Consider the following 14500-nt stretch of genomic DNA (forward strand, 5'->3'; position numbering starts at 1 on the left):
ACGTGCCTTGTCGCTGATTGCGAAAGGGATTCACCATGGGCGTTCACCCCGATGTAGCCGTGTTGCTCGATCTTGTGCCAGCCGATTTTGCGGGCGGCGAGCGGCTCGACTGGACGGCAGCCGAGGCTTTGCTCGGTACCAGGCTTCCGCGCGACTACAAGGCACTGCTGGACACCTACGGCGTAGGCGATATCGGAGAGCTCGTCATTCTGCCTCCATTGCCGAGTGACGTGCCCAGGCGGGAGGGGACTCACATCGGCAGTCACACGGCCGGTTTGCGCAGGCTCTGGGACAGCGACGGAGGTGTCCCCGGCGTGACGCTGGGTGCTGATGCCGTGCTGCCTTGGGGCTCAGGAATGAACGCCAACGAGATGGCTTGGCTCATGAACGACCCCGAACCGGACAATTGGCCAGTCGTAGCCTGGCGGCGGCACGTCTCGTGGGGCGAGTCGCCGTGGGCCCTGTTCGAGTGCGGCATGGTCCAGTTCATCACTCGAATGATGCTGGGCCAGTTCGAATCCTGCCCGCTGAGCGATGCGTCGCTCTGGAACCGGACTGACACCTTCGTCAGCTGGCGTGAGCAACATCGACGGCTTCTGGCCGGCCTGGACCCGCAGACCGGCGAGCCCGATCCATACGCTGACATGTTTCCCATCACCGAGAGCTGACCCGAGTGGGACGAGGATGTCCCCTGATCGTCGGCTGGTGGGCCATCTGGATCGGGAAATGTTGGTGAGCAACGCATCAGGCACATCTTTCCGCGACCGGTGCCATCGTCGGCATGCGTACCTTCCCGTCACATGGAACAGGTGCGTGGGTATCGGTCTTGGGCTCGAACACAGTGCAACGAAGACCAATGAGGAGAATGCGTGTCCAACGATCTTCCGGATTGGCAATCAATCGTCAGCTCTCCTTCGGAAGCACTCCTCGAGGCTGCGGACCGGCTCACGGAGAGCGGGATCATCGGGGTCTCAGCGGCATACTCCACCACATTCGGCACTGTCACCGGCGACTTCGTCCTCACCACGAATGGGTACGCGTCCGGCACGATCAAGGACAACTATGGCTGGGACCAAGCGGAATTTCTCGCGTCGCCGACCACCAGTGCTGTGCGCGGTGACGTCGACTGGTGGGCGCTACGAGCGCCCCGCCAGATCAGTCAGCTCGCAGACAGGTGGATTCGCCTCGACCGGGACATCGACTGGGCCAACCCGGACCAGGGCGGCGCGTTCGCGGTCGACATCGTCGACACACTCAGTCCCGATGCCCTCGCCGACGCCATTCGGGCTATCGCACCCCTGGCTTCCGCCGATATGTCAGAGATATCCGACGACTACGACATCTTCGGCCAAATAGCTCTCACGGCGGGCAAATGGACCGTCGTGTTGAACGGGAGCGCACCGCACGACATAACCGGAATCTGGATGCCGCTAGTCGGCGGCATCATCGACCGATCCGCCGTCCAAGATCTGGCCTCCGTCCCGCAAACCGACGATGACGACGTACCCCTGTGGGACGAAGCGGGTAGGCCGACCGGAATCAACGTCGCGATAACCACCCGGTCCGGTCACGCTGGGGCGCTTCAGATCCGAGCCGACCGCGTGCTCGCGGACGACGACCGATTCGCTATCGGTCCCCCCGCCCAAGTCGGTCTCACCGAACACGCGAGCCGCGTCGGCAACCTCCTCCTGGACACGGCAACAGCGCTCGATGACCCCGACAATCCGGGTCAGGCGCTCAATAACGTACTTGCCGGCCTCACGGAGCTGGAACCGGTGATCGTGACAAAGCCACCGGAAGTCGTTATAGGAGTTGATGTTTCACCGATACTCACGCCTGCCATTGTTCTGATCAATGTACTCACCGCCCGCGTCGCCAACCTCGAAAAAACGTCCCGAGATACGGTGATATCGACCCTCCGCGATCAACTCGATGCTGCCGCCCGACACTCACCCCCGTCCAACGGCCCAGCCGCCGAGGTGTAGACGCCGCTCGCGCGCTGACCTTGCCCATACAGCTGTGCGGAGCGTGGCGACTTCGATGGGTTCCATCGACCGGATCCAAGGGACGCGGGTTCGGTGCGCCCCGGCGCAGGCTCAAACGTACTGCATCCACAGCGGCATTACGAAGAAACAAACTGCAGCGCCCAGTAGGGCGGCTGCAATTCCCGTACCCCACTGCCGGGCGCGGCCACCGCAGGCACACAGCACAGCCGCCGCGATCACTTCAATCGCGTACACCACGACGAGGACGAGGATCAGATACGGATAGAAAAAGAAGGGCATCACGTTCAGCGTGAGGAAAATCGCAGCACTACGAAACGATATTGGGCCATGCCAAGCGCCGCGTCCCTGTTGCATACCGGAGCGTTCTGATTTCATCGGACGCTAGTACCCCACCACAATCAGGTAACAGCTGACGGCAGTCGAAACAATCCAGATCCCGGCTGTCGTAGCCGCAGCGAGAGCAACGCCACGGCCGGCACCGCGCGTTTTCCACCGCAACAGCAGTGTCAGGATGGTCCCGGCTATCGAAGCAGCCGTAAATGAGCCCACATACGTAGCATCAGAGCCCGAGTTCGAAATCAGGGCCGCGATCCCCATCAATATCACTTGCAGCCCGAAGAATCCCACGAGGCTCCAGGTGGCAAAGGCCCAGAAGTGGGTGTCGTCCGCCGACGGTACGCGCGCCATCAGGCCGTCCCGGTTGGTACCGGCTGGACCGGGACGCTGGGTGGAGCCGTGACCGGACCGAACGGTGTGGACGGTTTCGGGTTTCCTGGTACGTCGTACTGGTTGTTCCACTCGGAGAACGGAGCGAACGCAAGACCACCCACACCGATGTCGTGGTGAAACGGCAGATTCGTCGCCGGGCCGAGCGAGCTCCCGGACTGGGCAGGGTCCAATGCGATGGTCCGCGCACGACCGTCGGGAGTGTCCTGATAGACCTCCAACGACGGGTAGTCCGTGCGCGTACCGTTCACTTGAACTCCGTTCGGCCCAGGCTGGAACACCAAGTCTCCGTTGACCGTAACGTGGTGGCCATCGGCCCCTGGCGGCTTGGTAAGCACTTCCGGCGGCAATGGATTACCGGACTCGTATTGGATTCGCACCGATCCATCGGGGTTCTGCCAGACTTTCCCTTCCGGGACTCCGACTTTGACTTCGCCCGGGCTTCCGTCATGATTCTCGCGGACAGAAGGGTTCTGCCGCATGACAACAATCCCGTTCTCGTAGTCGATGTATGTCGTGACCTTGGTATGTTCAGGGTCGAAGTTCGGGTCGGCTGTGCGATTGTTTCCCAAGTCACGCGCACCGGGATTTCTATGAAATGGGTTCAGGTCCGGATCGGTGACGTCCCGTTGCTCAATGTACTGCGACGCTCGAACCACACCCTGGCCGGGAACAGGTTGGATTCGGACGACGCGAATCTCGGGTCCGACACCCTGAAATTCCGGCGTATAACTCTTCGGGTTGAGGACCTCCGCCGTACTCCAATCGGAAGCACTGGTCGGCGGCCGTCCGAAAATCTGCTGAAACGCCGCAGCGGAAGTGCGGAGCCGATCGGGATCGGCCCGGGCATCCGTGGACTTGAAGCTGTCGTCGGCGACTTTGACCGCTGTCAGCGTGGTCGCGGGTGCCATCCTCGCCAGCTCGCTGTTGGCAGCGGCAATCTTGGCGCCCCATTGCGCGTCCGCGGCTTGCAAGCTCGCCACCAACCCGGGCAAACGTGAAAGCTGCACGCCCGCTTCGGAATCAGGATCGTCGATGCCGGTGACGCTCCAGTCATCTGCCACCGCGACCGGTGGCACGACATAGTTCTGAAAGATGGCCTTGATCTCCGCGACGGGGTATTGGAGGTCCCTCGCGGCACCGGCACAGGCCGCGCTGAGGTCGTCGTAGGCGGTCGCGATCGCTCGCATCTGGGTCTGTTCGCGGTCGGCCTTGTCACCGGCGGCTCGGGCCGCCGCACCCTGCCAGGCCAAGTCGTCGTGGATCGTGGTGTGCATGGCCCCCGCCGCTTTGACAATCGCGTCGGCGATCCGAGTGGCCCGGTCGGCGACTCCCTGCAATCCCGAGGTATCCAGTGCCAGTACTTCTTTCGGAGTCGGCACGATATCTACCTCCCCGAGTGCGGGTCGCCGGAATTGAGATCCGCCACGGCGGCGATGCGCTGGGCTGCTTCCTGGTCGTTGCCGTGAAAGTTGTCGGCGCACACCACCAGCAAGGCCGAGAACTCGTTGAACCGCGCCTTCAGGAGGTCTTTCGCCTGAACACTAGCCGCGTTGGACTTGGCCAGCTCGGCACCGACCGCGAGGCCCGCGAGCGATTTCGCTACCGGATCGGCATCGAGCTTCGGCGCGTTATCGATATCCGTCGGTAGCAGTGCCACCGCCCCACCGGCTGCCCGTAAACCGTCCGGGCCTACTTCGAACGTCATGGTCGCCCCCCTCCTGGTGCTCCGGAGATTACCAGTAGATTCCGACAATCGTCAGTGCCCGCACGCGCGATCGAGCCGCTGCCGCTTGGACGACGCACCTGCGTCTCCCCCAGTTCCACCGTCCGGACGAGGAGGGGTCTTCCAGCGCGTTTGCCAGTAGGCGATAGATGCCGGCAGATAGCAATGCCCGAGGCTGGTGATGGTGTAGCCGCGAGGCTCGGGAGCATCTCCGCGTCGGACCACGGCCGTCTGGCTGTAAACAGGCCGAAAGCCGTGCGTCGGAAGCGATTCGGCACGGCTCGCGATCCGACCCGAACTACCCCTCGCCCGTGCTGCTGCGCCGCGTCTGCGCGTTCGCTCTGTACGTGACCGTGCACCCGGCTGCGGCCTGGCGCTGGGAGTACATGCCAGCCCGAACTTTTCTGAGTCGGGCCGCGTCGGGAACCGGCTCGCGCGCAGCGCCGACGGCCGGGTTGTGGGAATCGGAACAATTCGATTGACCAGCGCCCGGGGGCCAGCCGATATTGAACTGTGCCGACCGCTCGCACCGATGCCCGCAGCAATCTCGCCGAGTCCGTTCGGTGGCTGCGGTTCTGGCGTTCCCCGGCCGACCAGCCGGGTTGGGCGCGGCCGGTGCTGTTGCTGATCGCGGCCGGGGCCGCGCTGAGCTACGCGTGGGGGATCACGCACCAAGTGCCGCATCTGTATTACGCGGCCGCCGCACGCTCGATGTCGATGTCGGTGCACAACTTCGTCTTCGGAGCCTTCGACCCCGAAGCTCGCCTCGGGATCGACAAGCTCCCCGGCGCGCTCTGGCCGCAGGCGCTGTCGGTGTGGCTTTTCGGCCCGCACACCTGGGCAGTGGTGCTGCCGCAGGTGATCGAGGGCGTGCTGACGATTCTGGTGCTGTATCACATGGTGCGCCGCGTGCGCGGGCCGGTGGCCGGGACGGTCGCGGCGCTGGTGGCGGCGGTGGTGCCGGTGACGGTCGCGCTGGGACGGGGCAACCTGCCCGACGCGTTGCTGGTGCTGCTGCTGGTGCTGTTGGCGGATCGCGTGCTGGCGTTGATCGAGAACGGCCGCCGAGCCGATGCGGTGTACGCGGGAATACTCGCTGGTGCGGCCTTCCAGGTGAAGATGGTGCAGGCGTGGTTGCCGGTAGCGTTATTCGCGGTGGTCCTGGTCGTCACCGCACCGAGAGACCTGTTGCGGCAACGGATTCGCGCTACGGCGATCTTCGGACTGGTCACACTGGTGGTCTCGCTCGTCTGGATGAGCGCGGTGCAACTCGTTCCGGCCGCCCAGCGCCCGTATGCCGATGGTAGCCACGGCAATTCGCTGTACGAGCAGGTCTTTCTGTACAACGCGGCCGATCGCGCCGACCCGGCCTTCGATGTCGGCGCGGGAAGTTTCGGTAACGGCAAGGGACAGAGCTATCGTGCCGCGCTGGTACTCGGCCCGGACAATCGCCTCGACCACCTGTTCACCGGAGGTGGCGGCCGTGATGCCGGATGGCTCGTTCCGCTGGCGGTGTTCGCGCTGATCGCGCTGGCGATCATGGCTCGCCGCTGGGGCCGCACCGATCTGCGGACCGCGGCGGTCGGAATGTGGGGTGGTTGGTTGCTGATCCACTCGGTCGTTTTCCTGGTGGTCGGCACGGTGAACCCCTACTACCTGGCGGTCCTCACGCCGGCGGTGGCCGCACTGCTGGGCCTCGGTTTCGTCGAATACTTGCGCGCGCTGTCCCGCCCGGCCGTGCTGTGGGCGACCTGGTGCGCGGTGCTGGTCACCCTCGCGTACGGATGCCTGTTGCTGGCACCCGCGCCGCCTGCCGTGCGATGGGCGACATCCGGGGTCGCGCTGGCCTTGTGCGCGGGCGCGGCGCTACTGCAGGCATCGCCGACTCGATTCGCCGAATCGGATGCGACCGTCGCCGGGTCGCGGCGGATGGTGCTGCCGTCGGCTCTGCTGCTCGCCGCGGTACTGGCCGCGCCCGCCGCGGCCTCGTCGGCGCTGGTGGCCGACAACTACGGCTCGCTCGATATGCCCTTCGAATCCGGCGCCACCAGCGCCATCAGTCAGAAGGCGCAGGGCGAGGCATTTCGGGAGGCGCCGAACCTGCTGTCGGAGCTTCGGCACACCGCGCCCGGCGCGCGCTATCCGCTGATCGCCTCGACCTCGATGATCGCGGCGCCCTTCATCTTCACCGCCGGGATCGAAGTCCCCGTCATCGGCGGTTTCACCGGCACCGCACCGGTGATCTCCGTCGAACAGCTCGCCGCCATGGTGGCACACGGCGATGTCGGTCTCGCCCTCGTCACGCCGTCGGCCGACCCACGCGTGCAGTGGATCGGACGGCATTGCAGGCTTCTCCCGGGCGGAGATTCGGTGCGGGCGTACGCCTGCGCGCCGGCCCCACCGAAGCGCGGCTGAAGCGTCCGGCGCCGGGACGCGCGCCGGTGAAATCAGTTCGCGGCGTTCGGAACCAGATGGACGAGACCGCCGTCGACGAGAAGATCCTGGCCGGTGATGTAGGACGCCTCGGACGAGGCGAGGAAGGCGACCGCCGCGGCGACCTCCTCGGCGGCGCCGATTCGTCCCGCGACGATCTCGCCGGGCAGCGCGGCCTGTGCGGCGGCGGGAAGTTCGGATCGCAGTGCGGGTGTGTCGATATAGCCGGGGCTCACCGAATTCACCCGAATGCCCAGGGCGCCCAGCTCCGCGGCCAGGGTGCGCGCCAGATTGTGTACCGCCGCCTTGGTGGCCGCGTACAGCGAGCCGAACGGCATGCCACGATGCAGCGCCCACGAGGCGTTGACGACCACGGCCGAATCCCTCGCCAGCAGCGGGATCGCCTTCTGAACGGTGAAGAACACCCCCTTGAAATTGATGCCCACCACTCGGTCGAAGTCGGCCTCGGTCACCGTGTCGGTCGGTGGGAAGTAGCCGATTCCCGCATTGGCGAAGAGGACGTCCAGCCGGCCGTACCGCTGCCGGACGGCGTCGAACACCGCGTCGAGATCGGCCGGGTTCGATACGTCGGCCGCTACCGCGAGGGCGTCCGATCCGAGTTCTTCGGCCGCCGCCGCCAATCGGGCCTGGTCGCGCCCGGTGACGATCACCCGTCCGCCCTCGTCCCGGAACCGCCGCGCGGCCGCCAGCCCCATCCCGCTGGTGCCGCCGGTCACGAGTACCACTTTGCCGTCGAATCTGTTGTGCTGCATGCCGAAAGCTTGCCGAGCGGCGCGGACGGCAACCAGTGCGCAGCGAACGTGGGACAGCCACCACCAGGCTGAGCCGGTGCGACGGGCCGGACCCGGGACAGCCGGTTCAGTCGCTGCTCGGTCTCCGTACCCGGACGTGGGTTGTACAGCACGAGCTGCCACTCGGGATGGTCCGCGACGATCAGCGTGGTGGTGTCGAAGAGTAAATCGCCCACCTCGGGATGCCGCACCGCATGCACCGCCTGTACCGGCGCGCCCACCTCGTGCCGTGCCCACAATTCGGCGAATTCACTACTGACAGTGGCGAGTTCGGCGGTCAACCGGGCGAATTCGGCGCCGCCCCCGGCCGCATCCGCGCGGTAGGCGGCGACGACCGCCGGCGCGGCGGCGGCCCAGTGCAGGTGCATCTCCCGATACCGCGCATTGGTGAAGAACGAGACGAGGCAGTTGTAGTCGTCGCAGTCGTAACCGAACGCATCTCGCGACGCGTCGTTGATGGCCAAGATGTTCCAGTACCGATCCCGCAGCACCGCGGGCCGCGGCGACCATACCGCGAGCAGCCGTCGCAGCTCCTCGCTGACCTGGGCATCGCGAGACCCGGCCGCCCGCGGCGGGTTCAGACCGGCCAGAACATACAGGTGGGCTCGCTCCGGCTCGGTGAATCGCAGCGCCCGCGCGATCGCGTCGAGCACCTCGCCCGAGACCGTGATGTCGCGCCCTTGCTCGAGCCAGGTGTACCAGGACACCCCGACCCCAGCGAGTTGCGCCACCTCCTCCCGCCGCAACCCCGGCGTGCGCCGCCGCCCCGAAACCGCGAGCCCGACGTCCGCCGGGCCGATCCGCTCCCGCCGAGTGCGAAGGAATTCCCGCAGCTGAGCTCTCCGCCGCTCCGATTCACTGCTCATGACCGAGGACAACGCCGTGACCGGGGCGATTCAGTCCGGTGCGGCCGGTTGTGCAACCTCCGGATTCGACCGGACTTCAGCCCTCCGCGGCCGCCCTGCGCTCAGGCCGCCTCCAGGGTGCGGCGGGCGTAGGCGCGGACATCGGCATCGGTATCCGTGAGCACGACCTGGAGGGCGTCGCGGACGGCGGGGTGGTCGGGCCAATGGGACAGGGTCAGGACAGAAGCCTTGCGGACGTCCGGGTGCGGGTCGGTCAGGGCGGACTCGAGGGCCGCGGCGGCGGCTTCGGGGCCGAGGCCGGCCCAGCCGCGGGCCCCGCCCTCGCGGACCTGCCAGGCCGAATCGCGCAGCGCCGCTTCGAGAATCGACGCGTCGGCGGAATCGCCCAACCGGGCCAGGGCCGCCAGCGCGGCGGCGCGGACCAGCGGGTCGCGGTCGGTGACCAGTGCGCGGACCGTATCGGCGCCGCCCGCTCCGACCTCGGCCAGGCCCCGGGCGACCGCCACGCGGACCTCGCGGTTCTCGTCGAAGGCCGCGGCGGTGAGCGCCGACCAGTCGTCCAGCGACACCAGTGCGCGCACCCCTTCGATCCGGACGCGGTGATCGCTGTCGACCACGGCCTTGCCGAACAGATCGGCCGAACCGCGCCGCTGGGCGCGCAGCAGGTCCACCACGGCGGCCCGGACCAGGGGATCGGGTGATTCGGCGTGCGCGGTCAATTCGGTTGCGGGCGGCAGTATTTCGACGAGTTCGCGTAGGCCCGAGACAGCCGCAGCGCGGACCCCGGCGTCGGAATCGCCGAGGGCGGCGATCAGGGCATCGGCGAAGCCGTCCGGCGTTCCCTCGGTGAGCACCGACAGCGCCGTGGCCCGGACCCGTGGGTCGGCGTCGTCGAGATAGTCGCGGAGTTCGGCCACCGTCGGGGCGTCCAGGCCGAGCAGAATCGCGATCCGGGGCGCCGCGGAATCGTCGGCGGGCGTGCGGATGGTGATTCCCGGCCGGGGTGCGGCGGTGCTCGCCGCACCGGTGCGGGGCGGCCCGGCGATCAGTTCCGGCTGAGCCACGGCGATCGGTTCCAGGTCGGCGCCGGGCAGTTCCTCCCATTCCGGCACCGGTACGAAGTACGGAGCCACCGGCCGCTTCAGGAATTCCATCGCACCGTCGGCGCCCTTACGCAGATTCAGGTGGTAGCGCCAGTCCTCGTCGTTGCGTTCGGGCAGGTCGGCGCGGTCGTGATACAGGCCCCACCGGGATTCGGTGCGGGTCAGTGAGGACCGGGCGGCCATCTCGGCGCAGTCGCGAATGAAAGCGACCTCGAGGCAGCGCATCAGCTGGTGCGGGGTTTCCGCGCCCATTTCCGCGATCTCCCGCCGCATCCGCTCGAAGGTCTCGACCGCGAGTGAGAGCTTGGTCTGCGTCTTGGGCGGTGCGACGTAGTCGTTGACGAAGCGACGCAGCTTGTATTCGACCTGCTGCTGCGGCGGCCCGTCCGGATGCCGCAGCGGGCGGTAGATCAGTTCGTGCGCGGCCGCCAGCTGGTCGTCCGGAAGGACCTGCGGGGCAGCGACGTCGGCCAGCGTCGAGGATGCGTGCTCCCCGGCCAGGTCGCCGTAGACGAAGGCCCCGATCATGTAGTTGTGCGGCACGCACGCCAGATCGCCCGCCGCGTACAGCCCCGGCACCGTGGTGCGGGCATGTTCGTCCACCCACACCCCGGACGCCGAATGTCCACTGCACAAGCCGATTTCCGAGATGTGCATCTCGATGTCGTGGGTGCGGTAGTCGTGTCCGCGGTTGGCGTGGAAGGTGCCGCGGGTCGGCCGCTCGGTGGTGTGCAGGATCCCCTCGAGCGCGTCGAGCGTCTCCTCGGGCAGATGCGAAACCTTCAGGTAGATCGGACCGCGTGCGGATTCGATCTCCCGCTTCACCTCGGCCATCATCTGCCCGGACCAGTAGTCGGAGTCCACGAAGCGCTCACCCTGTGCGTTCACCTGATATCCGCCGAACGGATTGGCGACATAGGCGCAGGCCGGGCCGTTGTAGTCCTTGATCAGCGGATTGATCTGGAAGCATTCGATTCCCGACAGTTCCGCACCGGCGTGATAGGCCATCGCGTACCCGTCGCCGGCGTTGGTCGGATTCTCGTAGGTGCCGTACAGGTATCCCGACGCCGGCAGCCCGAGCCGCCCGCACGGTCCGGTCGCGAGAATGACCGCCTTGGCGCCGACGGCCACGAACTCACCGGTCCGGGTGTTCAGCGCGGCCGCACCGACCGCCCGCCCGCCGGCGGTGAGCACGCGCACCGGCATGAGCCGGTTCTCGATCCGGATCTTCTCGCGCATCTTGCGTTGCCGCAGCACGCGATACAGCGCCTTCTTGACATCCTTACCCTCGGGCATCGGCAACACATACGATCCGGACCGGTGCACGCGGCGCACCGCGTACTCGCCGTAGGCGTCCTTCTCGAATTTCACGCCGTACCGCTCGAGTCGCTGCACCATGGCGAATCCGCGGGTCGCGGTCTGGTACACCGTGCGCTGGTTGACGATTCCGTCGTTGGCCCGGGTGATCTCGGCGACGTAGTCCTCCGGTTCGGCCTTGCCGGGGATGACGGCGTTGTTCACGCCGTCCATACCCATGGCCAGCGCACCGGAGTGTCGCACGTGCGCCTTCTCCAGCAGCAGGACGTTCGCCCCGTTCTCGGCGGCGGTCAGCGCGGCCATGGTGCCGGCGGTTCCACCGCCGATCACCAGGACATCACAGTCCAGGCGCACGGTTTCGGACAGCTCGGGAATCTTCATCGGGCACACTCCTGAGAGGTGAATGGTCGGGGCCGCGGGACAGGCAGGTGGCGGACGGCCGACGTTCCGGCGCGGCCGGCGACCGGTTCAGGCAGCCGCCGCCCGCGGCGAATGATGCAGGGCAGCAAGGATTTCCGCGCGCTCGGCGCTGCGATCGACATCCTCGACCCGCGGACTCGGCACGTGGATCAGCGAACGCAGCGCGCGGTCGGCGCCGCCGAGTACCGCGACCCGATCGCCGAGGGTCAACGCCTCGTCCACGTCGTGGGTGACGAAGACGATGGTGGTGGGATGGGTCCGCCAGGTCTGAATCAGCAGGCGCTGCATGGTGATTCGGGTCGGCGTGTCCAGCGCCCCGAACGGCTCGTCCATCAGCACCGCACGCGGCGCTCCCGCCAGCCCGCGCGCGAGTTGTACGCGCTGGCGCATCCCGCCGGAAAGACTCTTGGGTAGATAGTCGCCGAACCCGGTGAGCCCGACCTCCTCGATCCAGCGCTGCGCTTGCGCCCGGCGGGTCGCCCGCGGCTCGCCGCGCAACTTCAGCGCCAGTTCGATATTGGACCGTACCGTGCGCCAGGGCAGCAGGGCATTGTCCTGGAACACCATCGCCCGATCGCGGGAGGGCCCGGTGATCTCGGCGCCGTCCGCGAGCGCCCGCCCCGACCGCGGCGGCAGCAGCCCGGCCAGCGCGCGCAGCACGGTGGACTTGCCGCACCCCGACGGTCCGGTGAGGACCAGGATCTCCCCGGCACGGATATCGAGGGTCAGGTCCGCCAGCACCGGCGCGCCGCCGTAGCGCAGCTCCACCGAGTCGAGTCGCAGATCCATTGCCGCTCCGGTCATTTCGCCGCCTCCCCGGCACGGGGCAGCCAGCGGGTGGCACGGCGGCCCAGTAATTCGATGGCCGCCGAGGTGGCGAATCCCAGCACGCCGATGGTGATGATGCCGACGAAGACGGCGGGATAGTCGACGATCGTGTAGGCCTGCCAGGTGCGGTAGCCGACGCCGAGGCGTCCGGAGATCATCTCGGCCGAGACCACACAGATCCAGGCCACGCCGATCCCCACCGACAGCCCGCTGAACACACCCGGCAGACTGCCCGGCAGGATCACCCGGATCAGCACGTCCCAGCGGGTTCCGCCCAGGGTGCGCACCGATTCCTCCCAGATCGTGGGCAACGCCCGCACCGCGTGTCGAGTACTCACCATGATCGGGAAGTAGGCCGCGAGGAAGGTGATGAAGACGATGCCGGCCTCGTCGGTCGGGAACAGCAGGATCGCCACCGGCACGATCGCGATCGCCGGAATCGGGCGGGCCAGCTCGGTCAGCGGGCCGAAGATATCGGCGAACCAGCGGGAACGGCCGAGCGCCACACCCGTCGCGACACCGATCACCGCGGCGAGTCCGAAACCGCTCAGAATGCGGATCAGGGACTGCCCGAGATCGAGCCAGTAGGTGTCGGTCTGCAACTGCTGCCGCAGCGTATGCAGGATCCGGGTCACCGTCGGCAGCGTGTCGAAGCGCACCCACAGCCGAATGTGGTTGGCGGTCAGTAACTGCCACGCGGCCAGCGCGGCGAGGACCGAGGCCACCCGCACCAGGCGGGAACGCCACACTCGCCCGCCGGTGCTCCGCTCGGCGGTTGCGGTGGCCGGCGCGGAGACGGCGGGGGCCGGTGCGTCGACGGGCACGGTGGTGACGCTCATGGCCGCACCTCTCCGATGGCCTGGTCGTAGCTCACCGCGACCGCGCCGGGGTGGCGCGCCTGATACCGCTGCACCGCGCTCGGGGTGATGAAGGGCAGGTACGTGTCACCCTCGCGCACCCACTGGGCCTTGTCGGCGAACCAGCGCGTGCCCAGCTCGGCATCGGGAACGTACGCGGCGCGGATCTTCTTGCCTTGTGCCCGCGCGTTTTTCACCGCGCGCAGCAGATCGGTCGGGTTCGCCGCGGGTTGAGCGGTGGGCTGACCGTCGAACCAGACCTCACCGGCGAGGGCGACGTCGGTGACGGGCTTCCCGGTGGTCGGATCGGTGCCCGTGACGGGCGCGGGGTTGGCGAAATTCGCCACCGCCGCGTCGTAATTCGCGCCGCGCTCGGCGAAGGCCTTGCGCAGTGGTGCGTCGTCGACGAATTTGTCGATATCGAAATCGGCGAAATCACCGATCGACTTCAGGTACGGCACGTCACCTTTGAAAGCCTGAATCAGCTGGGGCTTCAAGGGTGTATCGAACGAGGTTCCCCCGGGTCCGTTGTAGAGGTAGACGACCTCCGCCGGCAGGCCGGAGTTGTCCGCGACCAGCTGCGCGGCTTCGAGTGGTTTCGCGTGCAGGAAATCGGTGGCGTCCAGTTGCGCCTGCAGGAATGCATCGAGGACCTCGGGATGGGATTTCGAATAGTCACGTCGTGCGACGACTCCGTGGAAGGTCGGCACGTTCAATTCGGCGCCGTCGTAGAGCAGCTTCGCCTTGTTCTGGAACACCAGCAGGCCCGGCCAGGCGACGAATTGCGACAGCGCCTGAACCTGTCCGGATTCGAGTGCGGAGGCGCCGATCTGCGGCTGCTGATTGAGGACGTCCACACCGTGCGCCGGATCGATGTTCGCGCGGGTCAAGGCCTGTCGCAAGGTACCGTCCCCCGCGGAGCCGACGCTGGCGGACACCTTCTTGCCGGCGAGATCCGAGAGGGTGGTGGCGGTCGAATTCGGCGCCGTGACAATCATGTTCAGTGATCCGCGCGGCTGATATCCGGTGATCGAGACCAGTTCGGTGGCCGAACGCTCGGCGGCCGAGGTCCGGGATCCGTTGATCAGCAGCGGATAATCGCCCATCGAACCGATATCGATCTTCTCCGCGACCATTTGCGCGGTGATCGGTGCGCCGGTGTCGTAATCCTGCCATTCGACCTGGTATTTCGGGCCGCCCTTGGCGGTCAGGTCGTTCAGCCGCTGCTCCAGGAAACCCTTGGCTCGCAGCAGCGTCCCGGCGGTGACGGTGTTGATCGTTTTGGACTGATAGCCGACGACCACCCGGACGGTGTTGCCGGATCCGGTCTGCTCGAGCGAGCAGCCGGCCGCCAGGGCGGCGATCAGGGCGGCAGCGGCCGCGATGCGGGCACGACGGTACTTCAT

The 14500-nt window shown here is 67.0% G+C and carries 12 protein-coding genes; 3 read left to right on the forward strand and 9 right to left on the reverse strand.

The genetic code is table 11. The annotated features are described in order from the left end of the window. Positions 1-35 precede the first annotated feature (35 nt). The gene (locus ON37_RS01145) at positions 36-668 is read left to right on the forward strand and encodes an SMI1/KNR4 family protein (protein ID WP_051031028.1); all 633 of its coding nucleotides are present in this window, start codon (positions 36-38) and stop codon (positions 666-668) included. A gap of 201 nt (positions 669-869) precedes the next feature. Beyond that, positions 870-1985: a hypothetical protein gene (locus ON37_RS01150; RefSeq protein WP_040715506.1), complete on the forward strand. Its 1116-nt coding sequence runs from the start codon at positions 870-872 to the stop codon at positions 1983-1985. A 111-nt stretch (positions 1986-2096) separates the two neighbouring features. Here ON37_RS01150 and ON37_RS01155 read toward each other — a convergent pair whose 3' ends face one another. The 3 genes from ON37_RS01155 to ON37_RS01170 form a co-directional block, all read right to left on the reverse strand. Further along, positions 2097-2381, reverse strand: a complete 285-nt coding sequence (locus ON37_RS01155; RefSeq protein WP_157171319.1) for a hypothetical protein — start codon at positions 2379-2381, stop codon at positions 2097-2099. Positions 2382-2692: 311 nt separating this feature from the next. Further along, the gene (locus ON37_RS01165) at positions 2693-4114 is read right to left on the reverse strand and encodes a hypothetical protein (protein WP_040715513.1); all 1422 of its coding nucleotides are present in this window, start codon (positions 4112-4114) and stop codon (positions 2693-2695) included. Between the two features lie 5 nt (positions 4115-4119). Further along, on the reverse strand, positions 4120-4392 hold the full coding sequence (locus ON37_RS01170; RefSeq protein ID WP_157171320.1) for a hypothetical protein: 273 nt from the start codon (positions 4390-4392) through the stop codon (positions 4120-4122). Positions 4393-4971: 579 nt separating this feature from the next. Between ON37_RS01170 and ON37_RS01175 the strand changes: the two genes are divergently transcribed. After that, complete coding sequence (locus ON37_RS01175) at positions 4972-6873, forward strand: ArnT family glycosyltransferase (RefSeq protein ID WP_040715517.1); 1902 nt, start codon at positions 4972-4974, stop codon at positions 6871-6873. A gap of 32 nt (positions 6874-6905) precedes the next feature. Here the strand turns inward: ON37_RS01175 and ON37_RS01180 are convergent, their stop codons facing one another. The 6 genes from ON37_RS01180 to ON37_RS01205 form a co-directional block, all read right to left on the reverse strand. Next, entirely contained in the window at positions 6906-7664 is a 759-nt protein-coding gene (locus ON37_RS01180; protein ID WP_040715519.1) for a glucose 1-dehydrogenase, read from the reverse strand. Further along, positions 7625-8569 carry a helix-turn-helix transcriptional regulator gene (locus tag ON37_RS01185; protein WP_083892626.1) on the reverse strand — a complete coding sequence of 315 codons (945 nt, stop codon included), beginning with the start codon at positions 8567-8569 and terminating at the stop codon, positions 7625-7627. Before ON37_RS01185 ends, ON37_RS01180 begins: the two co-directional genes overlap by 40 nt. Positions 8570-8670: 101 nt before the next feature. Then, complete coding sequence (locus tag ON37_RS01190; RefSeq protein ID WP_040715521.1) at positions 8671-11370, reverse strand: fumarate reductase/succinate dehydrogenase flavoprotein subunit; 2700 nt, start codon at positions 11368-11370, stop codon at positions 8671-8673. 87 nt (positions 11371-11457) lie between these two features. Continuing rightward, the gene (locus tag ON37_RS01195; protein ID WP_040715523.1) at positions 11458-12213 is read right to left on the reverse strand and encodes an ABC transporter ATP-binding protein; all 756 of its coding nucleotides are present in this window, start codon (positions 12211-12213) and stop codon (positions 11458-11460) included. Next, positions 12210-13076 carry an ABC transporter permease gene (locus tag ON37_RS01200; protein WP_040715525.1) on the reverse strand — a complete coding sequence of 289 codons (867 nt, stop codon included), beginning with the start codon at positions 13074-13076 and terminating at the stop codon, positions 12210-12212. Before ON37_RS01200 ends, ON37_RS01195 begins: the two co-directional genes overlap by 4 nt. Beyond that, positions 13073-14500, reverse strand: a complete 1428-nt coding sequence (locus ON37_RS01205; protein WP_040715527.1) for an ABC transporter substrate-binding protein — start codon at positions 14498-14500, stop codon at positions 13073-13075. The genes ON37_RS01200 and ON37_RS01205 overlap by 4 nt, the downstream gene beginning before the upstream one ends.

Source organism: Nocardia veterana NBRC 100344, assembly GCF_000308855.1.
GTDB lineage: Bacteria > Actinomycetota > Actinomycetes > Mycobacteriales > Mycobacteriaceae > Nocardia > Nocardia veterana.